Raw genomic sequence first — 26,542 nt, 5'->3', positions numbered from 1 at the left:
TGAGTGCCGCGTGCGGCGAGAAGTCAGGCGGCATCCGCATCGTGCTGCCGGCGGGCGGCTGTATGCCACGTCGCGCCACGATTGCGGGCGGCGGCGATGGTGAACGCGAGCGGCGCCTGCCGCGATGCGCGCTTAGCGGCTGCGAGCGCGCGCTCCGCGTGCTGTGCGCTTCGAACGAACGCGAAGCCGACCGGTCCCCACGACGTCTGCCCGATGCCGGCCTTCTGCTCGGCGGCGACGGCTTCGAGCGCGCGCGCGACGGCGGGACTCGCGAACACGCCGCCCTGCACGGGCGCGAAGTATTCGCCGATGGTCTGCTGCATGTCGGAGATGGCGTCGGCGAAGGTATCGAAATCGCTTTCCGCGACGGCGGGCAGGATACGCATGAGCACGAGATGCGAGAGGTGCGCGGCGAGCGTCGCGGGGAAGGGCGCGAGTGCGGCCAGGCTGCGTTTTTCGGCATCGCCGTGCAGGCCTACGCGCGACGTGTCGTCGATGAGCAGGACGCGCCACGCATCGGGAAACGGCTGGCGCGCGAGCATGGGCGGCAGCGTGGCCGCGTTCGTCCGGGCGACGCTGCGTCCGCCATCGACGATCAGTCCGCCGTGTTCGAAGCCGTGAATGCCGATGCCGGAGCGCGCGCCGCGGCCGAGTATGCGGGCGATGTCCGCGGTGCCGATGTCGTGGCCGGTGAGACGCGCGAACGCAGTGCCGAGCGCGAGGGCGAGTTGCGTGCCGGAGCCGAGGCCCGTATGCGGGCGGGGCGTTTCGTGCACGTCTATGTCGACGGGATGCGAGACGTTGAGCGCTGCGTGCAGTTGCTTGAGAGACGCTTGGATGCGGTCGTGCTGGGCCGGGCTTGCTGCGCCTTCTATGTGCGCCTCGTGCTGCGAGCGACGCGCGGTGATGCGCGTGGCGTGTGCATCGATGACGAGGCCCACGCTACCGAAGGCGCGGCCGAGCGAAGCGTTCGGATCGATGAAGCCGAGATGCAGCCGGGCTGAGGCTGCGATCGTGATCGCCGGGGGGGATAGACGCGTGGGGGCGGTCATTGGTGGTTCTTTTTCCTGCCGGGGGCTTGGGTTTTTGCTTTAGGCAAGAGGTGTACCAATCTGCTTTTTGTTTCGGTGCTTAGTTTCGTGTCGGTCTATTGCTGTTGCCCCGCCCCGCATAGGGGCAACGCCAATAGACCGACACGAAAAATAAGCACCCTAAGAAAGGCGGTCGTACTTGACATACCTAAACCGCTGATCATCGGAAGGCGTCCCCTGAAGAGGACCACCCTCAACCCCCGGCTGCCACTGAACGACCTCTTCGATCTTGGAAGCAAGCGCGAAATCCTTATCGGTGATTCCTTTAGCCGAATGCGTCTTGAGCTTGACGACAACGAACGCATAAGAGACGGTGAGATCCGGATGATGCCAGGCTGCCTCGGCCAGATGCCCAACGGTATTCACGACCATGAGCGTGCCTTTCCAGCCTTCGGTTCTGAACTTGCGCCGAAGCCACCCATCTTCGAGATACCAGTGCTTGAGCGGACCGTTCAGACGCTGCTGAACCTCATCGTCCGAATAGACTTTTTCTGCTTGAGCCATGACAGAGTCCTCAAGAGATACGTCAAGCGTCAAGTATGCGCGCAGCACGAGCCGCAAGCCAAAAAGTCCGCTGCTGCGCCGCGTCAAGCAGTGAAGGCCGAACCCTTGTCCCAGCAACACGCACTGTATTTGACACAGTATGTATCGCGACAAAGCCACTACGCCGGACGGAAAACGCGCTTTCACGCGCGTGTCGCAATGCGCGCGAGCGCACGCGAAACCGGCATGGAATATGCAATCGGCGTCGATACGCAAGCGCCCGGCTATGGACCGGGCAAAGCGAAAAGATCGTTACCCGCATTGAGAAGGCGCGCGCGATGCAACCGGTAGCGTGGTCATTCCTGGGTCGGAGGCATCACCATTCTGGAGGAGACATGAACTTACGCACCCTGGTTCTTGGACTGGCGGTGGTCGCGACGGCAGGCCTGAATTCCTACGTGGCGCAGGCCGATCCGCAGCTCGACAGCCTGATCAAGAATCCCTCGAACTGGGCGGCGCAAGCGGGCGATTATTCGAATCACCGCTATAGCACGCTCAAGCAGATCAACGAAAACAACGTCGGCAAACTACAGGTTGCCTGGACCATGTCCACCGGCGTGCTGCGCGGCCACGAAGGCTCGCCGCTCGTCATCGGCGACACGATGTATATCCACTCGCCATTTCCCAACAAAGTCATTGCCATTAATCTCAAGGACCAGACCTTCATCTGGCAATATCAGCCGAAGCAGGATCAGCAAGTCATTTCGGTGATGTGCTGCGATACCGTCAATCGCGGGCTCGCCTACGGCGACGGCAAGATATTCCTTCAGCAAGCCGACACCAAGCTCGTCGCACTCGATGCAAAAACCGGCGACGTCGTATGGTCCGCGCAAAACGGCGATCCGAAGAAAGGCGAAACCAACACCAACGCGCCACATGTTTTCGGCGACAAAGTCCTGACCGGCATTTCGGGCGGCGAGTTCGGCGTGCGCGGACGACTCATTGCCTACAACATCAAGGACGGCAAGGAAGTCTGGAAAGCCTATAGCACCGGCCCCGACGATGAAATGCTGCTCGACCCGCAGCAAACGATGACCTGGACCGACGGCAAGATGACGCCCGTCGGCGCGGATTCGTCGATCAAGAGCTGGCAAGGCGACCAGTGGAAGTGGGGCGGCGGGACCACATGGGGCTGGTATGCATGGGACCCGAAGCTCAACCTTGTCTACTACGGCACGGGCAATCCCGGCACATGGAACCCTTCTCAGCGGCCAGGCGACAACAAATGGTCGATGTCCATCTTCGCGCGCGATCTCAATACCGGCAAGGCGAAGTGGGTCTATCAAATGACGCCTCACGACGAATGGGACTATGACGGCGTCAACGAGATGATCCTCTCGGACCTGACCATTGGCGGCAAGCGTGTGCCGGCCATCGTCCACTTCGATCGCAACGGCTTCGGCTATACGTTGAATCGTGAAACGGGCGAACTGCTCGTCGCGCAGAAGTACGATCCGGCAGTGAACTGGGCCGATAGCGTCGACATCAAGAGCGGCTTGCCGATTCGCAATGCAGCGTATTCGACGCAAAAGGCCGGCGCCGATCACAACGTGAAGGGCATCTGTCCCGCTGCGCTCGGTTCGAAGGATCAGCAGCCCGCCGCATTCGATCCGAATACGAGCCTGTTCCTCGTGCCGACGAATCACGTCTGCATGAACTACGAGCCGTTTCAGGTCGATTACGTTGCCGGTCAGCCGTATGTAGGCGCAACGCTGGAGATGTTCCCCGGTCCCAACGAGAACGGCGCGATGGGCAACTTCATCGCGTGGGATGCGGCCAAGGGCAAGATCGCATGGTCCAAGCCCGAGCGCTTCTCCGTATGGTCGGGCGCGCTCGCGACCGCAGGCGGCATCGCGTTCTACGGCACGCTCGAAGGCTACATCAAGGCCGTGCGCATCAAGGACGGCAAGGAGCTGTGGAAGTTCAAGACGCCTTCGGGAGTCATCGGCAATGTGTTCACCTACACGTTCCAGGGCAAGCAGTACGTTGGCGTGTATTCGGGCATCGGCGGCTGGGCGGGCATCGGCATGGCGGCGGGCCTGGAAAAGTCGACGGAAGGTCTGGGCGCGGTAGGCGGCTATAAGGACCTCGCGAAATACACGGCACTCGGCGGCACGCTCTTCATATTCGCCATCCCGAGTTGATGCACGTAGCTTGAGCAACGATGCGCGGCGGCACGCGATGCCGCCGCGCAAACCGATTTCTGATTACCCGATAAAAGCAACTAAGGAGACAAGCGCATGAAAGGCCGATCACTCTTGATGCTGTCGATGGCGCTTGCGGCGTCCACCATTGCGTTTGCCCAGAACGACGCGGGGCAGATGAAGCCGGTGGCGTACAAGGTCGTCGACGGCAACAAGGTCGACAACGATACGTTGCAGGGCTGGCGTACCTGGCGCGCGCTCGCGTGCGAACGTTGTCACGGGGCGAAGCAGGAAGGTCTGGTCGGCCCGTCACTGGTCGATGCTTTCAAGACGCTCGACAAGGACGAGTTTCATCGCACCGTGTTCGGCGGACGCGTCGACAAGGGCATGCCCGATTTCAGCGCGAGTCAGATGATGCAGAAGAATTGGGAGAACCTCTACGCGTATCTCAAAGGGCGTTCAGACGGAAAGATCAATCCGGGCGACTTGCAGGCGATCGATGCGAAGTGACGGCCAGGCGCGTTGCATTGCAGGCGACGTTCGATGTTTGCGTTCATTCCCGGAGGCTTCATGAATCACCGTAACGCGAGACGCAGCGCGTGGTTGCGGCTTTCGATTGCACTGGTCGCGGCGCTTGCGGCAAATGTGTCTCATGGGCAAGGCGCGGGCGCTCCGCCGCCGAACCTGCCGAATAACGACGGCGCCGATGGCGTGCTGCGCGTGTGCGCCGACCCGAACAACATGCCGCTCTCGAACCAGAATGGCGAGGGCTACGAGAACAAGATTGCGAGCCAGATGGCGAGCGACTTCGGCTACAAGCTCGAATACACGTATTTTCCGCAGCGCATGGGCTTCGTGCGCAATACGCTGCGCCAGAAAGTGCCCGATACGGAACGCTACAAGTGCGATCTCGTCATCGGCGTGCCTAAGGGCTATGAACTCACCGCGACCACGCGGCCTTATCTTCATTCCACTTACGCGATGGTTCTCGCGAATCGCCCCGAGTACGCGAGCATCAAGACGCCTGCCGACTTGATGAACCTGCCGCCCGATCAATTGAGGAAAATGAAGCTCGGCATCTTTGTCAAAAGCCCCGCGGTCGATTGGCTGCTAAGGAATAACCTGATCGATCAGGCGGTCTCGTATCAGGGGCAAAGCGGCGATCCCGAAGCGTTTCCGGGCGAAATGATCGAGCACGATCTCGCGAAGGGTAACGTGGATGCCGCATTCGTTTGGGGGCCCATAGCCGGTTATTTCGTCAATCGTTCGGATAACAAAGTAAGGCTCGTTGCGTTTCCGCCGCAGCCGAACATTCGATTCGACTTCGAGATATCGATGGGCGTGCGCTATGGCGAGAAGGCATGGCGCGATAAGGTCGACAACTGGATCGCATCGAATCAGCCGAAGATCGACCAGATATTGACGAGCTATCAGGTGCCATTGCTGCCGTTGCAGCCCATGCAGCCGGCGCAAGCGCAATGAAGCCCGCAAACGCAGTGGCGCTCGCCATGCTGATGGCTGGGTGCGCGCTCTCGACGGCGGCGTTCGCGGCGGCACCGGCGCCGACGCCGGCCTCGACGCCGGGCGGGGAGATCGCGCCGGCCGAGCGCCTGCTCTTCATGCAGCCCCATATGACGGGCGTGGAGCCGCAGACCGAACTGGATTACGCGCTGGACTATTCAGGGCCGCCCGTAAAGGTGAGCGATACGTTGCGCGTGATCGTGACGAGTCCCGGCAACAGCAAGAACGACGCGCGCGTAACCGATCGCACAGGCGATGTGAAAGTGCCGGGCGGCTTGCCGTGCAATCCGGTCATCATCTATTTTCTCGAGCACGACATTGCAGAGATGGAGCAATTGACAGGCGGGCAGCGGCGCTACTTTCAGCAACGCGTGAGGCTCGCGCTCGCAGCGGGTCCCGCCATCACGCCCGTATCCGGCGATGCCCTCGGTATGCAAGGCGCGAAGCACGTCAAGGCGCGGCAAGTCGTTATTCAGCCTTACCTGAACGATCCCAACGCGGAGCGCTTTGCGCAATACACGGGCAAGCGCTATACGTTCGTGATCGCTGACGACGTGCCCGGCCGCGTGCTGATGATCCGCACGGAAGTGCCTGGCGCAAACAACGATTTCGCGCATCCAGTGCAAACGGAAACCATTGCCTATCAAGGCACGCTCAAGAACATCACCCCGCCGGGACAGGCGCCTGTCAAGGCGGGAAACGTGCCGCGCGCAAGCCGGTGAGTCGTCTTTCTTAGCGGGTCGCGCATGAATTTCGTCCGCTCGCTCACGCTGCGTCAGCTTCAAATCTTCGTGATTACCGCGCGTTGTCCCAGCTTCGCGCGCGCGGCGGAAGAACTGCATTTGACGCAACCCGCCGTGTCGATGCAGATCAAGCAACTCGAAGACGCGATTGGCCTGCCGCTTTTCGAACGCGTCGCGCGCCGTCTTGCGCTAACCGAAGCGGGCGAACGATTGCAGCATCACGCGAGCCGCATCCTCGGGGAAATCAAGGATGCGGAAGACGCGATGATGTCGCTCACGCAAGCGGACAGCGGGTCCATTGCAGTCAGCATCGTGAGTTCGGCGACCTACTTCGCGCCCAAGCTGCTTGCACTGTATTCGCAGCAGTATCCGAGAGTGAATGTGCATTTCTCGGTCGGCAATCGTGAGACGCTGCTCAGGCTCCTGCAGGACAACGCCACCGATCTCGCCATCATGGGCCGTCCGCCGCCCGAGCTGGGCACGACCGCGGAGCCGCTTGCCTGTCATCCGCATGTGATCGTGGCGCCGTTGTCGCATCCGTTGCGGCATGCGCGGCGTTTCGATCTTCAGGAGCTTGCGAGCGATACGTTCCTTCTGCGCGAGCCGGGGTCGGGCACGCGCGCCGTCGCCGAACACGTCTTCAGGCAGAACCTGTTCGTTCCATCGCGCAGCGTCACGCTGGGAAGCAACGAGACCATCAAGCAGGCTGTCATGGCGGGCATGGGCGTGAGCCTTATTTCGCTGCATACGCTAGGCCTCGAACTGCGCACGGGCGAGATTGCCGTACTCGATGTGAACGGCACGCCGATCGACCGGACATGGCAACTCGTGCATTCGCGCTCCAAGCAATTGTCGCCTACGTGCCTTGCGTTTCGACGCTTTCTGCTCGAACACGCCGAGCCGTTTCTCGAACGCGAATTCGCGCCTTTCGGCTTGCTGCGCTCGAAACGTCTTGCCGATGCGGAAAACATCCGATGACTCGTGTGCGAGCGTCGTGCGCGCTGGCGATTCTCGCGCTTTGCGTCGCGAGCGCGCGTGCGCAGACAACGCTCGCGGTGCAGCAGATCGCGCCGGGCATCTACGCGCATCGCGGCCACGACGATGTGGCGACGCCCGCAAATGGCGGCGATATCGCGAACGTCGGCTTTATCGTGGGATCGCGCTGCATCGCCGTCATAGATACGGGCGGCACGCTTGCAGAAGGGCGCGCGCTTCGCAGTGCGGTGCGCAAAGTGTCGTCGCTGCCGGTGTGTTATGTCATCAACACGCACATGCACCCGGATCATATCTTCGGCAATGCGGCCTTCGTGGACGATCACCCGCAATTCGTGGGCAGCGCACGGCTCGCGCAAGCGGAAGCGGCCCGGGCGGATAACTATCTGCGGGCGTTGAATCGCGAACTCGGCGACGCCGCGCGAGGCAGCCGGATCATTGCACCGACGCTTACCGTCGAAGGGGAGTTGCGGCTCGACCTGGGCGACCGCGTTCTCACGCTTCAAACATGGAAAACAGCGCATACGAACAACGACATCACGGTATACGATGAGAAGAGCGCAACGCTGTGGCTTGGCGATCTGCTTTTCGTGCGATGCATTCCTGTCATAGACGGCAGTGTCATTGGCTGGCTCGACGACATCACGCGCATTAAGCAGATGAATGTGCGACGCGCGGTGCCGGGGCATGGTCCGCTCGACGCGCCGTGGCCTGAGTCGCTGCAAGCCGAGGAACGCTACATTTCAGCGCTTGCGCGCGATGTACGCGCCGCGATCAAACGCGGCGAGACGATTCAGCAGGCCGTGGATTCGATAGGCGTCGATGAGCGTAAAAAGTGGCTGCTCTATGATGTCTATCATCGTCGCAATGTGACGGCGGCTTATGCGGAACTCGAATGGGAGCCGTAGCCTAGCCGGCATCGGAGGACATCATGCTGATGCATTCAACTCACGTCGCGCGCGCACGAACGATGGCGCTTGCGGCGTCGCTCGCCATGCTTGCGCCGTGCGTCGCGCACGCGGCGCATCCCGACGACGATCCCGACAAGGTCGCGCGCTGGCTGGACTTCAAGGAAGGCGCATTCAAGGGACGCACGATCGATACGCATGGCGATGCCGTCATCAAACTGGACGCCCCCGCGCGCGCGGCGGATGCCGCCGTGGTCCCGATTGCAATCAGCGCGCAATTCGCGCAGACGCCCGAGCGCTTCATCAGGAAAGTCTATCTTTTCATCGACGAGAATCCGGAGCCGTATGCAGGCTCTTTCGAATTCACGCCGGAGTCCGGGCTTGCGAGCATCGAAACGCGCGTGCGCGTGGAAGACTACACGTTCATGCGCGCCATCGCCGAAACCAGCGACGGGCATCTCTATAGCGCCGTGCGCTTCGTGAAGGCATCGGGTGGCTGTTCCGCGCCCGCCGACAAGGACGATGAAGCCGCCGAGCGCGCAGCGGGCGCAGTGCGTTTGCAGGCCGAAGGCAAGGCCGTTGCCGGCAAGCCCGAGCTTGCGCAACTCATGGTCCGGCACCCGAACCGCACCGGCATGGCGATGAATCAGGTGACGCGCAATTACGCCACGGCCTATTTCGTTCGCAAGGTGGCGATTACTTATGCAGATAAGCCTGTCATGACCGCGAACGTCAATTTCTCGATTAGCGAGAACCCGAATTTCCGCTTTTATTTCTTGCCGGGCGCTAAGGGCGAGCTCAAGGCGCATATCGAGGATACGAAGAATAAAGCGTTCGAAGCAGCCGTCGGGATAGATGCGCAAGCCGGCGCGCAAGCATCGGCGATGAAATGACGCAGCGCTGCGTCAAGGCGTTTATCGCTGCATGCGTGATGGCGTGGATATGGCTCGCTCACTCGGCAATGGCGGCGCTGGCCGGCATGCCGGCGCCCATCGCGATTGCGCCGGGGGTCTATGCGTTCATCGGCACGGGCGATGCCGTTGCGCCCGAGAATCACGGCATCGTCGCGAATAATGGCTTCATCGTGGGGACGAATGGCGTAACCGTGATCGACACCGGGCCGTCGTATCGATATGGCCGCGCGATGATCGAAGCCATTCGCAAAGTCACGCCCTTGCCGGTGAAGCTCGTCATCATCACGCATCAGGCGCCCGAATTCGTATTCGGTGCAGCGGCGTTTCGCGACCGCGACGTGCCGATACTCGCGCATGCGCGCGCTGCGCAATTGATCCGCGAGCGCTGCGCCATTTGCCTCGCGAATCTAAGACGAACATTAGGCGACGACGAAATGGCGGGCTCGCGCGTGACCGTGCCCGAGCGCACCATCGAAGGCACGACGGAAATAGAAAGCGGTGGACGCAAGCTGCAACTGCTGCATTTCGGGCCGGCAAGCACGCCAGGCGATCTTGCCGTGCTGGACACGCAATCGGGCGTTCTCTTCGCGGGAAGCCTCGTGTCGAACGGTCGGATTCCGGAGCTGCGCAACGAGCAGATACCCGGCTGGCTCGGCGCGCTGGAAAACCTGCGCGCACTCGACCTCACGACTGTCGTTCCCGCGTTCGGCCCGCCATTGCGCGGCGACGACATGCTGCAAACAGGCGTCTATCTGCGCGAACTCGATGCATCGGTCAAACGCGCCTACAAGAGCGGCATGGGTTTGACCGAGGCCATGCATTCGGTGCAAGTGCCCGCGTTCAGCGGCTACAAGCTCTATGCGACGGCACAGCCGCAGAACGTGCAACGCATCTATCTTCAGTTGGAGAAGCAGTAACGGTTTCGCCCTTTGACTTGGACACTAATCAGGAGACACCACGATGGCTACACTCGTTGCGCTCTACAAAACGCCGTCCGATGCGCAGGCATTCGACGCACACTACACATCGACGCACGCACCGCTCGCGAAGAAAATGCCCGGCGTTAGAAGTTATACGGTGAGCGCCGGACCCGTTTCGGTCGCGCAGGGCGAATCGCCTTATCACCTTGTCGCGCTTCTTCAATTCGATTCGCTCGATGCCATTCAGTCGGCGCTAGGCTCTCCCGAAGGGCAGGCGACGGCAGCGGATCTCGCAAACTTCGCGCAGGCCGGCGTCGAATTGCTGATGTTCGATACGAGAGACGCCTGAGCGCAGTTCAACGAGGCGCGCCCGGATCGGTCATGTCTTCGCTGGATTCGACTTCCGGGTCGGGCACGCTCAAATCGTCGCGCCGATGATTGACGAAGAGAAAGAAGCTCATCAATACGAGAAAGCCCGCAACGAGCAGCGTTGCATTGAAGAACACGCGTTCATAGCCGAGTTCGGCCACGTTGATGAACCAGTATGGATAGAAGTCCGACGAACTGCCTCGCCATAGCGTGACGAACAGATAGCAGAGCGGATAAACGAGCCAGAGCGCGCATCGTCGCCAGGAAAGATGAAAGCGCGGCACGAATAGAAACCAATATAACGCGGCCAGCGCCGGCACGACCGTATGCAGCGATTCGTTGACGAGCGCGCGATATCCCGTTGGCGACCAGAGAAACCGCAACAGCGCGTTATAGGCGATGCCGACGAACGCGATATAGACCACAACCGCAGTGACGACCGTCGGCCGCCTAAAAAAGCGCGCGATGGGCGCACGCGCGCGCGTGGCGACACAGGTGAAGCTAATGGCCGTGAGCAACACCGTGAGGTTCGTGAGATAGCTGCTCATGCGCGCGAGGCCGTCGATGACGGTCAGCCCGCGACCGAGCGAACGCGCGATGGTGAGATCCGTCTGCGCCGCGATGGCAAGCCACGCAATCATCGCGATGGCGGCTGCGAGCGCTAACGACGCAGTGCTCGGCGTATGAAGCGGCAATTCTGACTCGTGCCGCCGCGAGGTTTTCTTGGGGAAGGACATGCGGCCATTTTATCGGCGCATGCATGAGCGTGCAGGTGATGTATTCATCTAGACGTCTCATCGGCGTCACCGTCTCGTCATGTTGGCTTCCTAGAATCTGCCAGACGTCTTAGCGCACCGTCGTGCGCGGCAAATCGAGGAAGCCATGAACGCAATACGCATCGAGCGTCTTAGCAAGACGTTCCGAAATGGCCGCAAGGCGCTCGACTCGATCGATCTGCGCATCGAGGAAGGCGAAATGGTGGCGCTCATCGGTGCATCGGGATCGGGAAAATCGACCCTGTTGCGGCATATCGCGGGCTTCATCGCAGCGGACCCGGCGCCCTCGCATGTGACGCTGCTCGGCAGGCCGATTCAGCAGAACGGCAAGATCGTGCGTGAAGTGCGCGCCATTCGCCGCGATGTCGCCTTCGTATTCCAGCAATTCAATCTCGTCGGGCGTCTTTCGGTGATGACCAACGTGCTCATCGGCGCGTTGTCGCGCGTGCCGTTGTGGCGTCGCTTGTCGGGATGCTTTCCGCCGCGCGAACGCGCGCTTGCGCTCGATTCGCTCGCGGCAATGGGCATTGGCGATCACGCGTTCGAGCGCGCGAGCAATCTGTCGGGCGGGCAACAGCAGCGCGCCGCGCTCGCACGCGCACTCGTGCAGCGCGCGCGCATCGTGCTTGCCGACGAGCCTATCGCATCGCTCGATCCCGAATCGGCGCGGCGCGTGATGGAACTCATGCAGTCGCTCAATCGCGATCACAAGCTGACGGTGATCGTGTCGCTGCATCAGATCGATGTCGCGATGAAGTATTGCGCGCGCACCGTTGCGCTGCGCGACGGGCGCGTGGTCTTCGACGGCCCTTCGGAGCGGCTCACGCCCGACGTGCTGCGCGACCTCTACGGCTCGGCTGCGAGCGAACTGCTCGCGAGGCCCGCCGCGCAGGAACGCCACGATATCGAGCCTTCGCCAGTGGCCGCGTTCTCTTCCATCGCGCCGGCTGTCGGCTCCTGAACCATCCTCATTCACTCTGGAAAGCAAACATGAAATCAGCACGTATCTTCGTGGCTGGCGCTGCTCTGGCGTCATGTCTTCTGAGCCAGGCGGCGCTTGCCGAAACGCTCAACTTCGGCATCATTTCCACGGATTCGTCGGCGGCGCTCAAGCAGCGCTGGCAGCCGCTCATCGACGATCTCAACAAGCAGACGGGTCTCGACGTGAAGGCGTATTTCGCCACCGATTACGCGGGCATCATCGAAGCCATGCGCTTCAACAAGGTGCAGATCGGCTTCTTCGGCAATGCGTCGGCAATCGAAGCCGTGGACCGTTCCAAGGGCGAAGTCTTCGCGAAGGTCAAGTACAAGAGCGGCGAGGCCGGCTATTACTCGGTGCTAATCACGAACGCGAACAGCAAGTGGAAGAGCCTCGATCAGGTGCTGAAGAATAGCCACGAAATCAACTTGGGCTTTGGCGATCCTAACTCGACGTCCGGCACGCTGGTGCCTTCGTATTATCTGTTCGCGAAGAACGGCTTGTCCGCGAAGACGTCGTTCAAGAGCGTGCTGCCTTCGAGCCATGAGGCCAACATGCTCGCGGTCGTCAACGACAAAGTGGACGTCGCGACCAACAATACCGACATGCTCGATACCATCAAGACGGAGCATCCGGAACTGTATTCCAAGGTGCGCGTGCTGTGGAAGTCGCCGCTGATTCCGTCGGACCCGCTCGTATGGCGTCGCGATTTGCCGCAGGCAACGAAGGACAAGCTGCGCAATTTCTTCGATCACTATGCGCAGAAGGACCCGCATGAACAGGCTGTGATGACGGCGATATCCGGCTATTCCGGCTTTGCGGATTCATCGGATGCGCAATTGGTGCCTATTCGCCAGATGGCGCTCTTCCAGAAAAAAGAGCAAGTGCAAAACGACGCGCATCTCGACGATGCCGACAAGAAAGCCCAGATCGCCACGCTCGACCAGAAGCTCGTGGCGCTCGATAACGCGGCGGCGAAGTAATGAAGCCGCTCGACGTATCCGCGTTCGAGGCCGGCGCGAGCCGGCCTTCGGCAACGAAGACGCACGCGCAAGCCAAGCGAAGCTGGATGTCGATCATCGGCTGGATGGCGCTGATTGCCGTGCTAGGGCTTTCATGGCAAAGCGCGGACATGCGCCCGCTCGACTTGTTCAGCGCATCGGGCAACATGAGTGAGTTCGCACGCGACTTCTTTCCGCCGGACTTCAGCGAATGGCGCACCTATATGCACGAGATGATCGTGACGCTTGCGGTCGCCGTGTGGGGCACCGCGCTTGCGCTGGTATGCGCGGTGCCGTGCGGACTGCTGTCCGCGCAGAATATCGCGCCCGTGTGGATCGCGCAGCCCGTTCGCCGCTTGATGGACGCATGCCGCGCGATCAACGAGATGGTCTTCGCGATGCTCTTCATCGTCGCGGTGGGGCTTGGGCCGTTTGCGGGCGTGCTTGCGCTTTGGGTCCATACGACCGGCGTGCTCGCCAAGCTCTTCGCCGAAGCGGTGGAAGCCGTCGATGCGCGCCCTGCCGAAGGCGTCCGTGCAACAGGCGCAAGCAGTCTCGATGAAATCGTCTATGGCGTGCTGCCGCAAGTCATGCCGCTATGGATTTCATTCGCGCTTTATCGCTTCGAATCCAACGTGCGCTCGGCCATGGTGGTGGGTATGGTCGGCGCGGGCGGCATCGGCGTCGTGCTTTACGAGGCCATTCGATCATTCAACTATGCGCAGACGGCAGCGGTCATGCTGATCGTCGTGGTGATCGTTTCGCTCATCGATCTGATGTCGGGGTGGATCAGAGAGCGCGTCATCTGATGTGCAACGCATGGGCTCTTGCGAGCCCATGCGCTTTATCGCGCGGGGTCGCCCACCACATCCAGAAGCCTGGCGCCCGCATCCGCAAGCAAGCCCGAATTGTCGATACGCACCACGCGCGCATGCCCAGGCAGCTCGAATGCAGGCTTGCGCGCGAGCCGCGCTTCGATCTGCCGCGCATCCTCGCGACCGCGCCGTGCGAGCCGCGCGGCGAGCACGGCGGGCGCGGCATCGATATGAACGAAGCACGCGTCGGGATAGCGCGATAGCGCGGTCTCGGCATGCTGGCGCGAGCCGTTCACGACGACCGGCACGCCACGCGCAAGCCACACATCCACTTCGATGCCGATTCCATAGCGCAGACCGAGGCTTTCCCAATGCATCGCGAAGAGGCCGTGCGAGAGGCGCGACGCGAATTCGTCATGCGTGAGCGCGATATGGTTCTCGCCATCGCCGATTTCGCGCGTGATGTAGCGATGCGCGAACATCACGCTTGCGCCCACACGTTCGCGTGCGAAGCTCAGTAACGAATCCTTGCCCGCACCCGACGGGCCCATCACATAGATCAGTTTTGCGCTGTCTGATTTGCTCATGCCTTGTCCTGTGCAGTGTTCGCGATGTTCGCAATGTTGGTGAAGGGCAGGCGCTGCCATAGCATGAATGGCGCGCCCGGCTGCGGCTCGACGAACAGCGCCGCGCCGTGAATGGGCAATGGTCCGAGCCGCTCGATGCGGCGCGTCCACTCGCTTGCGATAGTTGCGCGCGCGTGGGCGTCATCGAGTGAATCGGAAAGCGTCATATGAAAGCGATATTCCTCGAGCACATACGGATAGCCCCATTCGCGCAGCAACGCGATCTGACGCGCGCTCATGCCCGGGCTCACGCGCCGCTCGATGCTCTCGGCGGAAGGGCGCGCACGCACGGAGGCAAGTGCATGCAGCGCGCTTGCGGCCATCGCGCGCAGGCGTTCGTCGTCGCTCGCGTGCGCCGGGCGCAATGCAACGAAGCGGTTCAGTTGCGCGGCACGCACCGGCATCTCGAAGCGCGGCGTCGCGCTCGCCCACGCCTGCGCTGCGGCGAGCACGTCGGCAGGCGTAACGCCGCGCGCGCAATGAAAGGGCGCAACGATGGTCGCGTGCCAGCCATAGCGACGCGGCGCTTCGGTCCATGCGTGCACGCCCGTCTGAATCGACAGGCCACTTTCCGCGTCGCGGCCGAGCCATTCGCAGCCTTCGCGCCACCATGCCGACGATGCGGGCGGCGCGTAATACAGCGCGATGCGTGGATTGTTCGTGATCGCGGCGGTCATAAGTCGTGCTCGACCATCAACTGCACGCGGTCCGCCGCGAAGTGCGTCACGCCGTATTTGACGGGCACGCCTTTCTCGTCCACGTCCACGTTCTCGACCCACAGCACCGGCTGCTGACGGTTGATCTGCAAACGCCGCGCGACGTCCGACGATGGCAGCACGCTGCCGATACGGCTCCATTTGCGCGTGTAGTCCTTCACGCCGAAGCGCGCGAGCGCCGCGCTCACGCCGCCCGCCGCTTCGACGACCGCGGGAAGGTCCGCAAAACGCGCGGCGGGATACCAGTTGCGCGCATAGGTGAGCGGTACGGCGTCGGAATCGTGGCGCGTCTCGATCTGATAGACGAGCGTGCCGGCGCGCACGCCGAGCGCCTTCGCGACGACCGGGTCCGCCTTCACGCGCTCCGACGAGAGCACGACGCCCGCGGACGCGTGCTTCTGACGCCGCAGGTTCTCCGTAAAGCGCGTGCGCCGGCCGATCTGATAGTCGATCGCGCCTGGCTGCACGAAGGTGCCACGGCCTTGCTCGACGCTCACGAGGCCTGTTGCCGCGAGCCGCAGCATGGCACGGCGCACGGTATGACGATTCACGTCGAAGCGTCTTGCAAGCTCCGCTTCGCTCGGCAATCGGCCTTCTTCGCCGAAGCTCCTGGCCGCGATTTCCGCCGACAGTATCTGTTCGATCTGCCGCCAGACCGCGACTCCTGCGCCGCGTTCCACGGCATGCCCCGGCGCGGCGTTCTCGTTCGATGTCATGTGGGTGTCATTCCCTTGGGTTTGAATATCGTTCTCTCGGATTGTAGTGCGCGGCTCGTGATAAAAGTGTGAATGCGTCGATGTGTAGACGTATAGACGTTTAGATGAAAACACGAGTAGCATACGATGGCCGAATCGTTCAACGACAGGGACCGCCATGAGCATTTCAAACGAGCCGCTGGATGCGGCTCAATCGACGGCGCGCCGCGAATGGATGGGCGTGCTTGCACGCACACCGCGCGAGCATCTCGAGGCCGCGCTCGATGCGGCGCTGCAAGGCGCGCGCGTGCCCGCCTATGACTGGCTGCGCGCGCCGGAGATCGGTCTCGCGATGGTGCGCGGGCGCATCGGCGGAACGGGCGATGCCTTCAATCTTGGCGAAGTGACCGTCACGCGCGCCACGTTGCGTCCCAAGCTCGACGACGGCCACGCGCCGGTCGGCGTTGCCGTGCACATGGGCCGCGACAAGGCGCGCGCAACGCTCGCGGCACTCGCGGATGCCTTGCTCCAGACGCCGGCGTTCGCGGAGCGTCTGCAGACGCGTCTGATCGCACCGCTCGCCGCGCGCATCGCGGATGAACGGCGGCGCAAGGAAACCGAAGCGGCATCCACGAAAGTGGAGTTCTTCACGATGGTGAGAGGCGAATGATGCAGATCGACATGACCACGCTCGTGCCCGGCTTCAACGACACGGTGCATGATTCGCAGCGCGTGTTCCGCGCGTTGCTCGAAGCGCTGTCGCGGCCCGGCAGCATCGTTTCGATCGATGCCGCGTTGCCCGGCAATCATGCGCTGCGCGACGGACTTGCCGCGCGCGTGCCGCTTGCCGCATTCGCGTCCTTGCTTGCGCTGACGGATTACTCGACGCCGGTTTTCATCGAACGTGACGAACGCGACGAACGCACGCTCGCCGATGCGCTGCGCTTTCATACAAGCGCGCCGATTGCGGAAGAGCGGCGCGAGGCCGCGTTCGCCTATATCGACGACATCCACGCCATGCCTTCGCTCGATGCGTTCCCGCAGGGCGATCCCGAAACGCCTGAAGGTTCCGCGACGCTTTTCATTCGCGTGCCGTCGCTCGACAAAGGCGAGCCGCTCGTGTGGAAAGGGCCCGGCATCGCGGAACAACGCACCGTCGCGATTGCGGGCGTGACGCGCAAGTTCTGGCGCGAACGTGCCGAACTGACCGCGCAGTTTCCGTGCGGCATCGATTGCTATTTCGTCGCGGGCGGATCGCTTATCGGCCTGCCGCGCACGACGCAAGTGGAGGTGAGCTGATGTATGTCGCTGTGAAAGGCGGTGAACGCGCCATCGAACGTTCATGGGAACTGCTCGCGAAGAGGCGCCGCGGCGATGCGGCCACGCCCGAGCTTTCCGTCGCGCAGATTCGCGAGCAGTTGCGTCTCGCGGTGGCGCGCGTGATGACCGAGGGTTCGGTCTATGACGAAGAACTCGCGGCGCTCGCGATCAAGCAGGCCGCGGGCGATCTCGTCGAAGCGATCTTCCTTTTGCGCGCCTACCGCACGACGCTGCCGCGTCTCGGCTACACGGTGCCGATCGATACGGAAGCGATGTGCGTCGAGCGCCGCATTTCGGCCGCGTTCAAGGACATTCCCGGCGGACAGATGCTCGGCAGCACGTATGACTATACGCAGCGCCTCATCGACTTCTCCTTGCTTGCCGAAGGAGAGGCGCTAGCCGATGCAACGTCGGCGCATCATTCAGAAGCGGACGCAATGCCGCGTGTGCTTGCGTTGCTCGACAAGGAAGGGTTGATCGAGCAGGAGCGCGCGCAGCCGCATGCGCCGGAACCCGGCGATCTCTCGCGCGAGCCGCTTTCCTTTCCCGCCGATCGCGCGACGCGCCTTCAAAACCTCGCACGCGGCGACGAAGGCTTCCTGCTTGCCGTGGGCTATGCAACGCAGCGCGGCTACGCACACAGTCATCCTTTCGCGGGCGAGATACGTCATGGCGACGTGGCCGTGCAAATGCACGTCGATGAACTGGGCTTTGCCGTCGATATCGGCGAGATCGACATCACCGAATGTCAGATGATCAATCAGTTCGCGGGAAGCGGCGACGTGCCGCCGACCTTCACGCAGGGCTATGGGCTCGCGTTCGGCCACTCGGAGCGCAAGGCGATGGCAATGGCGCTCGTCGATCGCGCGTTGCGCGCGCAAGAGCTGGGCGAAGCGGTGGAATCGCCGACGCAGGATGCCGAGTTCGTGCTGTATCACAGCGACAACGTGGAGGCCTCCGGCTTCGTGCAGCATCTCAAGTTGCCGCACTACGTGGACTTTCAATCGGAACTCGAATTGTTGCGGCGCTTGCGCGCATCGCATGGCAACCAGGAAGACGAGGAGAACGCGGCATGAGCACGCAAGAAGCAAACACCGCACTCAGCGAAGGCTATAACTTCGCGTATCTGGACGAGCAGACCAAGCGCATGATTCGCCGCGCACTGCTCAAGGCCGTGGCCGTGCCGGGGCATCAGGTGCCGTTCGCATCGCGCGAAATGCCGCTTCCTTATGGATGGGGCACGGGCGGCTTGCAAGTGACGTCCGCGATCATCGGCGCAAACGACACGCTTAAAGTGATCGATCAGGGCTCGGACGAAACGACCAACGCCGTGAACATTCGCCGCTTCTTTGCGCGCACGGCGGGTGTGGCGACCACTACGCGCACCGCCGACGCGAGCATCGTGCAGACGCGCCACCGCATTCCGGAAACGCCGCTCACCGACAAGCAGGTCATCGTGTATCAGGTGCCGATGCCCGAGCCGCTATTCCGTCTGGAACCGCGCGTGACCGAATGCAGGAAGCTGCATGCGCTTGCGGATTACGGTCTCATCAACGTGAAATATTATGAGGATATCGTTCAGCACGGCAGCATCGCGACGACGTATGACTATCCGGTGCTCGTGAACGATCGCTATCTGATGTCGCCTTCGCCGATCCCCAAGTTCGATAATCCCAAGATGCACATGAGTCCGGCGCTGCAGTTGTTCGGCGCGGGCCGCGAGCGGCGCATCTATGCGATTCCGCCTTATACGAAGGTGAAAAGCCTCGATTTCGAGGACCATCCTTTCAGCGTGCAGAAGTGGGACCATGCGTGCGCGCTGTGCGGTTCGCGCGAGAGTTTCCTCGATGAAATGATCGTCGACGATCAAGGCACGCGCATGTTCGTCTGTTCCGATAGCGACTACTGCCATAGCCGTCGCGATGAAGCCGAAACGGAGGCCGCGCAATGAACGCGTTGCTCGAAGCGAGGGGTCTAACTAAACGTTATAGCGGGCGCGGCGGCTGCGTCGATGTGGATCTCGACGTGCATGCGGGCGAAGTGCTCTGCATCGTGGGCGAATCCGGTTCCGGCAAATCGACCTTGCTGAACGCGCTCGCGTTGCGCGCCGGCATCGACAGCGGCACGCTGAACTATGCGACGCGCGAAGGCGAAACGCTCGACCTGCTCACGCTGAACGAGCCGGGAAAGCGGCTCTTGTCGCGCACCGAATGGGGCTTCGTGCATCAGAACGCGCGCGACGGGCTGCGCCGCAACGTATCGGCGGGCGCGAACATCGGCGAGCCGTTGATGGCCATCGGCGCGCGCCACTATGGACGCTTGCGCGAGACGGCATCGGACTGGATGACGCGCGTTGAACTGGATGCCGCGCGCATCGACGAGTTGCCTTCCGCGTTCTCCGGCGGCATGCAGCAGCGCCTGCAAATCGCGCGCAATCTCGTCACCGGACCGCGTCTCGTCTTCATGGACGAGCCGACCGCGGGCCTCGATGTCTCCGTGCAGGCGCGCCTGCTCGATCTTTTGCGCACCCTGACCGGCAAGCTGCATCTCGCCGCGGTGATCGTCACGCATGACATCGGCGTGGCGCGCTTGCTCGCGCATCGTCTGATGGTGATGAAAGACGGACGCGTGGTCGAAAGCGGCCTGACGGATCAGGTGCTCGACGATCCGCAACATCCCTACACGCAGACGCTCGTGGCGTCCGTGCTGCCCGTTTGAGGTGCGACAGATGACCATGACCGATGAAGAAGCATTCGCCACGCGCGACGCATTGATGCTGCGCGCATGCGGTATCGAGAAGACCTTTACGCTGCATCAGCAGGGCGGCGCGCGCATTCAGGCACTCGCGGGCGTCTCGCTCGATGTCGAGCGCGGCGAATGTGTCGTGCTGGCGGGCGCATCCGGCGCGGGCAAGAGCACGCTTCTGCGCTGCATGTACGGCAATTATCTGGCGACGCGCGGGACCATCGCCGTGCGCGACGACAGCCGTGCCGCACGCTATCTCTCGCTCACGCAAGCCGCGCCGCACGACATCATTCGCCTGCGCACGACGACGCTCGGCTACGTGAGCCAGTTTCTGCGCGCGATACCGCGAGTCTCGTCGCTCGATCTCGTCGCGGAGCCGCTCGTCACGCGCGGCGTGGACGAAGACGAAGCGCGCGAACGTGCGAGCATTTTGCTCGAGAGACTCAATGTGCCGCGCCGCTTGTGGGCGCTTGCGCCCGCGACGTTTTCCGGCGGCGAGCAGCAGCGCGTGAACATCGCGCGCGGATTGATCGCCGCGCATCCCGTGCTGCTGCTCGACGAACCCACCGCATCGCTCGATGCCGAGAACCGCGATGTCGTCGCTCAACTCATCGTGGAAGCGCGCGAGCGCGGCGCGGCCATCGTCGGCATCTTCCATGATGAAGACACGCGCGAACGGGTTGCCACGCGAATAGTGCGACTTCATTCGCCATCCTTAACATCATCCACGAAAGAAAGCGGAGCGTTGCAGACATGCTGATCAAGAATGCGCAGATCGTCACGCGTGACGAAGCGTTCACGGGCACCGTGCGTATCGAGGACGGGCGCATCGCCGATATCGCGCCGGGCAATACCGCCGCGCGCGATGCGGCCGACTGGGACGGCGACTATCTGCTGCCGGGCCTGGTCGAACTGCATACGGACAACATCGAGAAGCATCTCGCGCCGCGTCCCGGCGTGCTGTGGGATCACGAAGCCGCGATCATCGTGCATGACGCGCAGGTGGCTTCCGCCGGCATCACGACCGTGTTCGATGCGCTCGGCGTCGGCTCGCGTCCCGAAGATGGCGTGCGCGGCCGCGAGCTTCAGGTGAAGTGCGCGCAGGCCATCGGCCGCTTCGTCGATGAAGGGCTGCTTCGCGCGGATCACTTCCTGCATCTGCGTTGCGAAGTCGGGACCACTGATGTCGTCGACATCTTCGATTCGCTCAGCGCGCACCCGCTTTTCAGGCTCGCTTCCGTGATGGATCACACGCCGGGGCAGCGCCAATGGCAGGACCATGAAAAGTGGCGCAAGTATCAGGAGCGTCATGGCAAGTGGACCGACGAACATGCGAACGCGGTGCTCGCGCAACTCGCCGAGCATCAGGCGCGCTTTGCGGCGGCGCATCGCGCGCAGATCGTCGCGCGTTGCAATGAACTGAAGATCGCGCTGGCAAGCCACGACGATACGCTCGTCGAACACGTCGACGAAGCAGCGCGCGACGGCATCGTGCTCGCGGAATTTCCGACCACGCTCGAAGCGGCACGCGCCGCGCGCGAGCATGGCATCGCGACGATCATGGGCGCGCCGAACGTCGTGCGCGGCGGCTCGCATTCGGGCAACGTGTCGGCGCTCGAACTGGCGCGCGAAGGGCTGCTCGATATCCTGTCGTCGGACTACGTGCCGTCGAGCTTGCTGATCGCGGTGTTCGCGCTGGTCGAAAAGGCAGGGTGGAGCTTGCCGCGCGCGGTCGCAACCGTCTCGTGGACGCCGGCTCATGCGGCTGGCCTGCACGATCGCGGCGCGATTGCGTTGGGCTTGCGCGGCGACTTCGTGCGGGTTGCATTAAGGGATGGCCTCGCGGTGCCGCGCGAAACCTATCGCGCGGGGCGGCGCGTCTGTTGACGAACGCTTGCGTCAGCACCGGGTATCCCCGCGTTGCGGCGATGCCCGTTGTTGCGTACTCTCACGCGAAATCGCATAGTTCGCTATGTGAATCGCTGTTCGCATAGCGAACATTCATCGTCTCCATTCAGAGGGAATGAAGTGAGCAGAAGTCCAAGCGTGAACGTGCAGACGTTCATCAACGAGCATCCGTTCTCGCCGTTTCAGTGGCTCATCTTCGGGATGTGCTTCGTCATCGTGCTGCTCGATGGTTTCGATACCGCGGCGATCGGCTTCATTGCGCCGTCGCTCGTCACCGAATGGCAGATCAGCAGGCCCGCGCTCGCGCCCGTTCTGAGCGCGGCGCTTTTCGGTCTCGCGGCGGGCGCGCTGCTTTCCGGGCCGCTCTCCGACCGCCTCGGCCGCCGCGCGATGCTGTTGTCGTCGGTGATCCTCTTCGGCGTCGCGTGCTTTGCATCGTCCTATTCGGGGAGCATCACGCAATTGACGACGCTGCGCTTCGTCACCGGCCTCGGGCTCGGCGCGGCCATGCCGAATGCGGTCACGATGATGAGCGAATTCTGCCCCGACAGCCGGCGCGCCACGCTCATCAATCTGATGTTTTGCGGCTTTCCGCTGGGCGCGGCATTCGGCGGCTTCCTCGCTGCATGGATGATCCCGCACTTCGGCTGGCGCAGCGTGCTGTTGCTCGGCGGCGTCGCGCCCCTTGCGCTCGGCGTGCTGCTGCTGCTCACGCTGCCGGAATCGGTGCGCTACATGGTGGCGAAGTCGAAGCCCGTCGAGAAGATTCGCGCCACGCTCGCCCGCATTTCGAACGACGCGCATAACGCAGGCTCGTTCTTCATGACCGAAGCGGCGCCGACCGTGCAAGGGCAAAGCGGCATGAGCGTGGTGCTGTCGCGTTCATTCGTGGTCGGCTCGGTCATGCTTTGGCTCGCCTATTTCATGGGCCTCGTGATCTTCTATGCATCGATCAACTGGATGCCGATCCTGCTCAAGGAATCGGGTCTCAGCCCGCAACGCGCGACGCTCATTTCCGCGTTGTTCCCGCTTGGCGGCGTGGGCGCCGTGCTGCTCGGCGTGCTGATGGACAAGTTCAACGCGAACCGCATCATCGCCGCCTGCTATGCGTTGACGGCGGTGAGCGTGTATTGCATCGGACAGGCGGCGGGCAATGTGGGTCTGCTCGTGCTGGTCGTGTTCGTTGCGGGCGTGTTGATGAACACGGCGCAATCGTCGATGCCCGCGCTTGCAGCCGCCTTCTATCCGACGCAAGGGCGCGGAACCGGCGTCGCCTGGATGCTGGGTATCGGACGCTTCGGCGGCATTGCGGGGTCGTTCCTCGTGGCGGAACTCACGCGCCTGCATTTCACTTTCAGCGGCATTTTCGCGGTGATTGCGGTCGCCGGCCTCGTTTCGGCGGTCGCGCTTCTCATCAAGCAGGCGGCGCATCCGCATTCGGCGCTCACGAGCGATCTCAAGGCGACGGACGCTGTCGGGCACTGAGCGCCTCGTTCCTCGCAAGCTGGCGTATCGCTCCGCATGGCATTGGCCGTGCGGGGCGATTTTTTTTGCGGCTCTGGAGGCGGCGCTCCAAATTCAATCGGGTAACTAACTATTTCCTGTCGCCGCGACGTTCCGGCAAGGTTCGGCTACCGGCGCGGCGCGCGAGGCCGCTCCCTTTCACGACGCTTCGTGGATTCGGGCAATCGTCAGATCGTGGCACGCGTCATGCTGTGTATCCGGATGCGACCAACCGCCCGATTCGACGGGCGGCCAGCATGCAGAACAAGCTGCACGAATCGCATTCGCAAACCGCAAAGGAGTCACACGACATGAAACGTATCGCTCTCTCCTGCGCCGCCGGCGCATTCGCTCTCGTCTGCGCATCCGCTTTCGCGCAAGACAATCCGCCGAGCTCCGCCACGGGCCTGCAAGCCGGCGACAACGCGCAGACGACCACGCAGGGCGCAGGTTCGTCCGGCTCGTCGCACAAGTCGCACGCGAAGCGCTCGCATCACAGCCATTCGTCGACGAACAGCAGCGGTTCCTCGACGACGCCCGGCGGCACCGCGACGCCCGGCGGCCCCGGCGCGCCGGTCAGCGCAAGCGGCTCGGGCCAGTAATCGTTACGTTCTCGCGATGTAAAAACGGGACGCCCGCGGGCGTCCCGTTGTCATTTCAGCGCCTGCCACGCGGCCTGTCACGCAACGCAGCGGCGCATTATTTCGCAAACAGCGACGCCATGTCCGCGAACGCCTTCACTTCCACCGCGTTGCCCGACGGATCAAGGAAAAACATCGTCGCCTGCTCGCCCACTTGTCCCTTGAAGCGCACATGCGGCTCGATGATGAAGCGCGTGCCCGCCGCCTTCAGCTTCTCGGCCAGCGTCTCCCATTGAGGAATGGACAGCACGACGCCGAAGTGACGCACCGGCACGGCGTCGCCATCGACGGCGCTCGTCGAGCGATGACCGACCTCGTCCGGCGCAAGGTGCGCGACGATCTGATGCCCGTAGAAATTGAAGTCGATCCAGTCCTCCGAACTGCGTCCTTCGGGGCAGCCAAGCAAGTCGCCATAGAACTCGCGCGCGGCGGCGAGGCTATGAACGGGAAACGCTAGATGGAACGGCGGCATGTTTTCTTGCGGCGTGCTCATGTGAAAAGTCCTTTGGACGAGAAGCGAATCCGCGTAGTTTATTCATGAAGATAATCCATGAAAAACGATATATTGCGGGACTGAGCCACAACGAAATCGATCAATCCAAATGCTGCGCGAACTCAGGACTTTCATCGCCGTGGCGCGCCACGGCACCTTCGCGGGCGCGGGCGCGCATATCGGTCTCACGCAATCGGCGGTGAGCGCGCAAATGCAGCGCCTCGAAGCGCATCTCGGCTTTGCACTCTTCGACCGGACGGGCCGCTCCGCGACGATCAACGCTGCGGGCCGCCGCACGCTCGAACTCGCGGACGAACTCATCGCGCTCTATGCGCGTCTTGCCGAACCCGAAGGCGACGAAGGGCGCGGCGGCACGCTGTCGGTGGGCGCGATTGCATCGGCGCATGCGGCGCTCTTGCCAAATGCCATCGCCGCGTTCAGGCGCGCATTGCCCGCATGGCGCATCCGTCTCGTGCCGGGCGTTTCGCTGAACCTGCTTGCTCAGGTCGATGCGGGCGAAACCGACATGGCCGTCATCATCCGTCCGCCTTTTTCGCTCCCGTCGGAGCTGAAGTGGCGCACGCTCGTGGCGGAGCCGTTCGTGTTGCTCGCGCCTGCTGCGAAGAAGCGCGTGCCGTGGCGCGAACTCATCGAGACGCAGCCCTTCATTCGTTATGACCGGCGCTCGTTCGGCGGACGACAGGTGGATGTATTCCTGCGCAAGAAACGCATTGCCGTGCGGGATGCAATCGAAGTCGACGAATTGCAGGGCATCGCGCAACTCGTCGCGCGTGGAATGGGCGTGGCGCTCGTGCCGCAATCGCCGGGCATCGGCGCATGGCCGCGCGGCGCAGTGGCGCTCGATCTCGGCGACGACACGTTTCATCGCGAGATAGGGCTTGTCGAGCGTGCGCGGCGCGCGCGCCATGATGCGGCGACGCATCTTGCCGAATGCATCGTCAAGGCGGCGGCGCATGAGTCATCGAAGCGCGATACGTCGAGCGCGAAGCGCGCACCGCGAAAAAAGACCGCCTAGAATGCGATGCAGACACGGCATGCGCACGCCGCTTCAAGGTCAATGGCGATGAACGACGAACCGAACGATCAGGTGAACTTCCCTCGATACGCAGGCTCGATCCTCGCATGGCTCGATCGCGCGGACCCCGGCGCGCATCGGCGCATCAAGGGCTTAAGGCTCGTGACGGCATACGGTCTGGCTGCCGCGCTCGGGGCCTTGCAGGACGTCACGCGCGATGTGCCCGCGGGCGTATCGGTGGGCTCGCTCGCTGCGGCTTTTGCGCTGTGGGCGAGCGTGTCCGAGGCCCGCGCGCCGCGCGCCGAGTCGAGCCGCGATCTTGCCGTGTTATGCGTCGCGGCAGCGTTGGGCGCATGCAGCTTTGCGTTGCTCGCGCCATTGTTTCGTGAGGCAGGACGCGGCGGCGCGGAGTTCGTGCTTGTCTCGGGCGCGTTTTGCGTGGGCTATCTCAAGCGTTTCGGCGTGACGGGCGCGGGCATCGGCTCGCAGCTATACATCGGTCAGCTCGTAGCGTATTCGATGAAGCTCGCGCCGATGGACGCTTGGGCCATCGCGCTTGCGCTGCTCATTTCGATGATCGCCGCCATCGTGCCGCGCATGTTGAGCGGGCCTGCGGAGCGGCCTGTCGTGCTGCCCGCGCTCGCATCGGAGCCTGCGTATGCGAGGCGCGCGGTATCGCCCGCATTTGCGATGGGATTGCAGGCTGCGAGCGGCGCGCTCGTCGTTGCGCTCCTCAACGCGATATTCGCGCTTGCCGAATCCGCGTGGGCCGTCACCGCGTGCGTGTATGTGGTCGCGACCTCGGCAGTGGGAACAGCCGAGCGCGTGCGACGGCGCATCTACGGCACGCTGGTCGGCGTGCCGGTCGGTCTCGCGTGCCTGCCGCTTGCCGAGCATGCGCCGCTCTTAGTGTGGGCGATGGCGGCCGGCGCGATGATCGTCTATGCGATGGCCTTGCCGGATCGCTATGACATCGCGTGCGGCGCGTTCGCTTTCGCGCTCATCGTGACGCTTGCCGCAAGCGGCGTTCATTCGATCCCGCTGCTTGCCGCGCGCGCATGGGAAACGTTGCTTGGCGGCGCGCTCGGACTGGTGTCGGCGAGGCTCGTGTTTCCATTGCGGCTCGTGCGTTGAACGTCGGC

Annotated in this window: 30 protein-coding genes; 23 read left to right on the top strand and 7 right to left on the bottom strand. The window is 62.8% G+C overall.

The genetic code is table 11. The annotated features are described in order from the left end of the window. Nucleotides 1-23 precede the first annotated feature (23 nt). Nucleotides 24-1,052, bottom strand: coding sequence for a beta-ribofuranosylaminobenzene 5'-phosphate synthase family protein (locus LDZ27_RS19970; protein ID WP_244816588.1), 1,029 nt, complete (start codon nucleotides 1,050-1,052; stop codon nucleotides 24-26). 159 nt (nucleotides 1,053-1,211) lie between these two features. Beyond that, nucleotides 1,212-1,595: a 4a-hydroxytetrahydrobiopterin dehydratase gene (locus LDZ27_RS19965; protein WP_244816587.1), complete on the bottom strand. Its 384-nt coding sequence runs from the start codon at nucleotides 1,593-1,595 to the stop codon at nucleotides 1,212-1,214. A 374-nt stretch (nucleotides 1,596-1,969) separates the two neighbouring features. Here LDZ27_RS19965 and LDZ27_RS19960 point away from each other — a divergent pair, with 374 nt between their 5' ends. The 9 genes from LDZ27_RS19960 to LDZ27_RS19920 all read left to right on the top strand — a co-directional run bounded on the left by LDZ27_RS19960 (nucleotide 1,970) and on the right by LDZ27_RS19920 (nucleotide 10,126). Continuing rightward, nucleotides 1,970-3,778, top strand: coding sequence for a methanol/ethanol family PQQ-dependent dehydrogenase (locus tag LDZ27_RS19960; protein ID WP_244816586.1), 1,809 nt, complete (start codon nucleotides 1,970-1,972; stop codon nucleotides 3,776-3,778). 126 nt (nucleotides 3,779-3,904) lie between these two features. Beyond that, nucleotides 3,905-4,288, top strand: coding sequence for a cytochrome c (locus LDZ27_RS19955; RefSeq protein WP_370653446.1), 384 nt, complete (start codon nucleotides 3,905-3,907; stop codon nucleotides 4,286-4,288). Between the two features lie 60 nt (nucleotides 4,289-4,348). Continuing rightward, a complete protein-coding gene (locus LDZ27_RS19950; RefSeq protein ID WP_244816584.1) occupies nucleotides 4,349-5,260 on the top strand; it encodes a substrate-binding domain-containing protein in 912 nt (303 codons plus the stop codon). Beyond that, nucleotides 5,257-6,021 (top strand): hypothetical protein, encoded by a 765-nt coding sequence (locus LDZ27_RS19945; protein ID WP_244816583.1) that lies wholly within the window; start codon nucleotides 5,257-5,259, stop codon nucleotides 6,019-6,021. The genes LDZ27_RS19950 and LDZ27_RS19945 overlap by 4 nt, the downstream gene beginning before the upstream one ends. A gap of 24 nt (nucleotides 6,022-6,045) precedes the next feature. Next, entirely contained in the window at nucleotides 6,046-7,020 is a 975-nt protein-coding gene (locus LDZ27_RS19940) for a LysR family transcriptional regulator (protein WP_244816582.1), read from the top strand. Continuing rightward, nucleotides 7,017-7,943: a quinoprotein relay system zinc metallohydrolase 2 gene (locus LDZ27_RS19935; protein ID WP_244816581.1), complete on the top strand. Its 927-nt coding sequence runs from the start codon at nucleotides 7,017-7,019 to the stop codon at nucleotides 7,941-7,943. Before LDZ27_RS19940 ends, LDZ27_RS19935 begins: the two co-directional genes overlap by 4 nt. 23 nt (nucleotides 7,944-7,966) lie before the next feature. Continuing rightward, nucleotides 7,967-8,836 (top strand): quinoprotein dehydrogenase-associated SoxYZ-like carrier, encoded by an 870-nt coding sequence (locus LDZ27_RS19930; RefSeq protein WP_244816580.1) that lies wholly within the window; start codon nucleotides 7,967-7,969, stop codon nucleotides 8,834-8,836. Next, on the top strand, nucleotides 8,833-9,774 hold the full coding sequence (locus tag LDZ27_RS19925) for an MBL fold metallo-hydrolase (protein WP_244816579.1): 942 nt from the start codon (nucleotides 8,833-8,835) through the stop codon (nucleotides 9,772-9,774). The genes LDZ27_RS19930 and LDZ27_RS19925 overlap by 4 nt, the downstream gene beginning before the upstream one ends. A 43-nt stretch (nucleotides 9,775-9,817) precedes the next feature. Then, nucleotides 9,818-10,126 (top strand): EthD family reductase, encoded by a 309-nt coding sequence (locus LDZ27_RS19920; RefSeq protein WP_244816578.1) that lies wholly within the window; start codon nucleotides 9,818-9,820, stop codon nucleotides 10,124-10,126. Between the two features lie 7 nt (nucleotides 10,127-10,133). On the opposite strand, the gene LDZ27_RS19915 is transcribed toward LDZ27_RS19920, so the two are convergent. Further along, complete coding sequence (locus tag LDZ27_RS19915; RefSeq protein ID WP_244816577.1) at nucleotides 10,134-10,883, bottom strand: Pr6Pr family membrane protein; 750 nt, start codon at nucleotides 10,881-10,883, stop codon at nucleotides 10,134-10,136. 145 nt (nucleotides 10,884-11,028) lie between these two features. Between LDZ27_RS19915 and phnC the strand changes: the two genes are divergently transcribed. From phnC to phnE, 3 genes are all read left to right on the top strand, one after another. Continuing rightward, nucleotides 11,029-11,883, top strand: coding sequence for a phosphonate ABC transporter ATP-binding protein (gene phnC, locus LDZ27_RS19910; protein ID WP_244816576.1), 855 nt, complete (start codon nucleotides 11,029-11,031; stop codon nucleotides 11,881-11,883). 29 nt (nucleotides 11,884-11,912) lie between these two features. Beyond that, nucleotides 11,913-12,884: a phosphonate ABC transporter substrate-binding protein gene (gene phnD, locus LDZ27_RS19905; protein ID WP_244816575.1), complete on the top strand. Its 972-nt coding sequence runs from the start codon at nucleotides 11,913-11,915 to the stop codon at nucleotides 12,882-12,884. Nucleotides 12,885-12,970: 86 nt separating this feature from the next. Beyond that, nucleotides 12,971-13,711: a phosphonate ABC transporter, permease protein PhnE gene (phnE, locus tag LDZ27_RS19900; protein ID WP_244817270.1), complete on the top strand. Its 741-nt coding sequence runs from the start codon at nucleotides 12,971-12,973 to the stop codon at nucleotides 13,709-13,711. Between the two features lie 35 nt (nucleotides 13,712-13,746). Here the strand turns inward: phnE and phnN are convergent, their stop codons facing one another. From phnN to phnF, 3 genes are read right to left on the bottom strand one after another with little or no spacing between them, the layout of a single operon-like run. Further along, nucleotides 13,747-14,304 carry a phosphonate metabolism protein/1,5-bisphosphokinase (PRPP-forming) PhnN gene (gene phnN / locus LDZ27_RS19895; RefSeq protein ID WP_244816574.1) on the bottom strand — a complete coding sequence of 186 codons (558 nt, stop codon included), beginning with the start codon at nucleotides 14,302-14,304 and terminating at the stop codon, nucleotides 13,747-13,749. After that, nucleotides 14,301-15,020, bottom strand: a complete 720-nt coding sequence (locus tag LDZ27_RS19890; protein ID WP_244816573.1) for a DUF1045 domain-containing protein — start codon at nucleotides 15,018-15,020, stop codon at nucleotides 14,301-14,303. The genes phnN and LDZ27_RS19890 overlap by 4 nt, the downstream gene beginning before the upstream one ends. Continuing rightward, nucleotides 15,017-15,775 carry a phosphonate metabolism transcriptional regulator PhnF gene (gene phnF, locus LDZ27_RS19885; protein WP_244816572.1) on the bottom strand — a complete coding sequence of 253 codons (759 nt, stop codon included), beginning with the start codon at nucleotides 15,773-15,775 and terminating at the stop codon, nucleotides 15,017-15,019. The genes LDZ27_RS19890 and phnF overlap by 4 nt, the downstream gene beginning before the upstream one ends. 157 nt (nucleotides 15,776-15,932) lie before the next feature. Between phnF and phnG the strand changes: the two genes are divergently transcribed. From phnG to LDZ27_RS19840, 9 genes are all read left to right on the top strand, one after another. Continuing rightward, a complete protein-coding gene (gene phnG / locus LDZ27_RS19880; RefSeq protein WP_244816571.1) occupies nucleotides 15,933-16,424 on the top strand; it encodes a phosphonate C-P lyase system protein PhnG in 492 nt (163 codons plus the stop codon). Then, nucleotides 16,421-17,053: a phosphonate C-P lyase system protein PhnH gene (gene phnH, locus LDZ27_RS19875; protein ID WP_244816570.1), complete on the top strand. Its 633-nt coding sequence runs from the start codon at nucleotides 16,421-16,423 to the stop codon at nucleotides 17,051-17,053. The genes phnG and phnH overlap by 4 nt, the downstream gene beginning before the upstream one ends. After that, nucleotides 17,053-18,150 (top strand): carbon-phosphorus lyase complex subunit PhnI, encoded by a 1,098-nt coding sequence (locus tag LDZ27_RS19870; RefSeq protein ID WP_244816569.1) that lies wholly within the window; start codon nucleotides 17,053-17,055, stop codon nucleotides 18,148-18,150. The genes phnH and LDZ27_RS19870 overlap by 1 nt, the downstream gene beginning before the upstream one ends. Beyond that, nucleotides 18,147-19,025, top strand: coding sequence for an alpha-D-ribose 1-methylphosphonate 5-phosphate C-P-lyase PhnJ (locus LDZ27_RS19865; RefSeq protein WP_244816568.1), 879 nt, complete (start codon nucleotides 18,147-18,149; stop codon nucleotides 19,023-19,025). The genes LDZ27_RS19870 and LDZ27_RS19865 overlap by 4 nt, the downstream gene beginning before the upstream one ends. Further along, the gene (gene phnK / locus LDZ27_RS19860; protein ID WP_244816567.1) at nucleotides 19,022-19,792 is read left to right on the top strand and encodes a phosphonate C-P lyase system protein PhnK; all 771 of its coding nucleotides are present in this window, start codon (nucleotides 19,022-19,024) and stop codon (nucleotides 19,790-19,792) included. The genes LDZ27_RS19865 and phnK overlap by 4 nt, the downstream gene beginning before the upstream one ends. A 10-nt stretch (nucleotides 19,793-19,802) precedes the next feature. Further along, a complete protein-coding gene (phnL, locus tag LDZ27_RS19855; protein WP_244816566.1) occupies nucleotides 19,803-20,579 on the top strand; it encodes a phosphonate C-P lyase system protein PhnL in 777 nt (258 codons plus the stop codon). Beyond that, complete coding sequence (locus LDZ27_RS19850; RefSeq protein WP_244816565.1) at nucleotides 20,573-21,706, top strand: alpha-D-ribose 1-methylphosphonate 5-triphosphate diphosphatase; 1,134 nt, start codon at nucleotides 20,573-20,575, stop codon at nucleotides 21,704-21,706. Before phnL ends, LDZ27_RS19850 begins: the two co-directional genes overlap by 7 nt. Before the next feature lie 141 nt (nucleotides 21,707-21,847). After that, on the top strand, nucleotides 21,848-23,212 hold the full coding sequence (locus LDZ27_RS19845; protein WP_244816564.1) for an MFS transporter: 1,365 nt from the start codon (nucleotides 21,848-21,850) through the stop codon (nucleotides 23,210-23,212). Nucleotides 23,213-23,541: 329 nt separating this feature from the next. Further along, a complete protein-coding gene (locus tag LDZ27_RS19840; protein WP_244816563.1) occupies nucleotides 23,542-23,832 on the top strand; it encodes a hypothetical protein in 291 nt (96 codons plus the stop codon). 97 nt (nucleotides 23,833-23,929) lie between these two features. Here the strand turns inward: LDZ27_RS19840 and LDZ27_RS19835 are convergent, their stop codons facing one another. Then, nucleotides 23,930-24,364, bottom strand: a complete 435-nt coding sequence (locus tag LDZ27_RS19835; RefSeq protein ID WP_244816562.1) for a VOC family protein — start codon at nucleotides 24,362-24,364, stop codon at nucleotides 23,930-23,932. A gap of 109 nt (nucleotides 24,365-24,473) precedes the next feature. Between LDZ27_RS19835 and LDZ27_RS19830 the strand changes: the two genes are divergently transcribed. Further along, a complete protein-coding gene (locus tag LDZ27_RS19830; protein ID WP_244816561.1) occupies nucleotides 24,474-25,400 on the top strand; it encodes a LysR family transcriptional regulator in 927 nt (308 codons plus the stop codon). Nucleotides 25,401-25,448: 48 nt separating this feature from the next. Next, nucleotides 25,449-26,534, top strand: a complete 1,086-nt coding sequence (locus LDZ27_RS19825) for an FUSC family protein (RefSeq protein ID WP_244816560.1) — start codon at nucleotides 25,449-25,451, stop codon at nucleotides 26,532-26,534. Nucleotides 26,535-26,542: the final 8 nt, after the last annotated feature.

The sequence above is a fragment of the Caballeronia sp. Lep1P3 genome (assembly GCF_022879595.1).
Taxonomy (GTDB): Bacteria; Pseudomonadota; Gammaproteobacteria; order Burkholderiales; family Burkholderiaceae; genus Caballeronia.
This window is presented reverse-complemented; position numbering and strand designations above follow the sequence as displayed.

Bases quoted from the DNA above. Each gene is read 5' to 3' on its own strand.
- LDZ27_RS19960 (WP_244816586.1), top strand. From the start codon at position 1,970: ATGAACTTACGCACCCTGGTTCTTGGACTGGCGGTGGTCGCGACGGCA.
- LDZ27_RS19865 (WP_244816568.1), top strand. From the start codon at position 18,147: ATGAGCACGCAAGAAGCAAACACCGCACTCAGCGAAGGCTATAACTTC.
- phnG (WP_244816571.1), top strand. From the start codon at position 15,933: ATGAGCATTTCAAACGAGCCGCTGGATGCGGCTCAATCGACGGCGCGC.
- LDZ27_RS19825 (WP_244816560.1), top strand. From the start codon at position 25,449: ATGAACGACGAACCGAACGATCAGGTGAACTTCCCTCGATACGCAGGC.
- LDZ27_RS19920 (WP_244816578.1), top strand. From the start codon at position 9,818: ATGGCTACACTCGTTGCGCTCTACAAAACGCCGTCCGATGCGCAGGCA.
- LDZ27_RS19835 (WP_244816562.1), bottom strand. From the start codon at position 24,364: ATGAGCACGCCGCAAGAAAACATGCCGCCGTTCCATCTAGCGTTTCCC.
- phnN (WP_244816574.1), bottom strand. From the start codon at position 14,304: ATGAGCAAATCAGACAGCGCAAAACTGATCTATGTGATGGGCCCGTCG.
- phnH (WP_244816570.1), top strand. From the start codon at position 16,421: ATGATGCAGATCGACATGACCACGCTCGTGCCCGGCTTCAACGACACG.
- phnL (WP_244816566.1), top strand. From the start codon at position 19,803: ATGACCATGACCGATGAAGAAGCATTCGCCACGCGCGACGCATTGATG.
- phnD (WP_244816575.1), top strand. From the start codon at position 11,913: ATGAAATCAGCACGTATCTTCGTGGCTGGCGCTGCTCTGGCGTCATGT.
- LDZ27_RS19940 (WP_244816582.1), top strand. From the start codon at position 6,046: ATGAATTTCGTCCGCTCGCTCACGCTGCGTCAGCTTCAAATCTTCGTG.
- LDZ27_RS19915 (WP_244816577.1), bottom strand. From the start codon at position 10,883: ATGTCCTTCCCCAAGAAAACCTCGCGGCGGCACGAGTCAGAATTGCCG.
- LDZ27_RS19945 (WP_244816583.1), top strand. From the start codon at position 5,257: ATGAAGCCCGCAAACGCAGTGGCGCTCGCCATGCTGATGGCTGGGTGC.
- phnE (WP_244817270.1), top strand. From the start codon at position 12,971: ATGTCGATCATCGGCTGGATGGCGCTGATTGCCGTGCTAGGGCTTTCA.
- LDZ27_RS19955 (WP_370653446.1), top strand. From the start codon at position 3,905: ATGGCGCTTGCGGCGTCCACCATTGCGTTTGCCCAGAACGACGCGGGG.
- LDZ27_RS19850 (WP_244816565.1), top strand. From the start codon at position 20,573: ATGCTGATCAAGAATGCGCAGATCGTCACGCGTGACGAAGCGTTCACG.
- LDZ27_RS19935 (WP_244816581.1), top strand. From the start codon at position 7,017: ATGACTCGTGTGCGAGCGTCGTGCGCGCTGGCGATTCTCGCGCTTTGC.
- LDZ27_RS19840 (WP_244816563.1), top strand. From the start codon at position 23,542: ATGAAACGTATCGCTCTCTCCTGCGCCGCCGGCGCATTCGCTCTCGTC.
- phnF (WP_244816572.1), bottom strand. From the start codon at position 15,775: ATGACATCGAACGAGAACGCCGCGCCGGGGCATGCCGTGGAACGCGGC.
- LDZ27_RS19925 (WP_244816579.1), top strand. From the start codon at position 8,833: ATGACGCAGCGCTGCGTCAAGGCGTTTATCGCTGCATGCGTGATGGCG.
- LDZ27_RS19830 (WP_244816561.1), top strand. From the start codon at position 24,474: ATGCTGCGCGAACTCAGGACTTTCATCGCCGTGGCGCGCCACGGCACC.
- phnC (WP_244816576.1), top strand. From the start codon at position 11,029: ATGAACGCAATACGCATCGAGCGTCTTAGCAAGACGTTCCGAAATGGC.
- phnK (WP_244816567.1), top strand. From the start codon at position 19,022: ATGAACGCGTTGCTCGAAGCGAGGGGTCTAACTAAACGTTATAGCGGG.
- LDZ27_RS19890 (WP_244816573.1), bottom strand. From the start codon at position 15,020: ATGACCGCCGCGATCACGAACAATCCACGCATCGCGCTGTATTACGCG.
- LDZ27_RS19870 (WP_244816569.1), top strand. From the start codon at position 17,053: ATGTATGTCGCTGTGAAAGGCGGTGAACGCGCCATCGAACGTTCATGG.
- LDZ27_RS19970 (WP_244816588.1), bottom strand. From the start codon at position 1,052: ATGACCGCCCCCACGCGTCTATCCCCCCCGGCGATCACGATCGCAGCC.
- LDZ27_RS19930 (WP_244816580.1), top strand. From the start codon at position 7,967: ATGCTGATGCATTCAACTCACGTCGCGCGCGCACGAACGATGGCGCTT.
- LDZ27_RS19965 (WP_244816587.1), bottom strand. From the start codon at position 1,595: ATGGCTCAAGCAGAAAAAGTCTATTCGGACGATGAGGTTCAGCAGCGT.
- LDZ27_RS19950 (WP_244816584.1), top strand. From the start codon at position 4,349: ATGAATCACCGTAACGCGAGACGCAGCGCGTGGTTGCGGCTTTCGATT.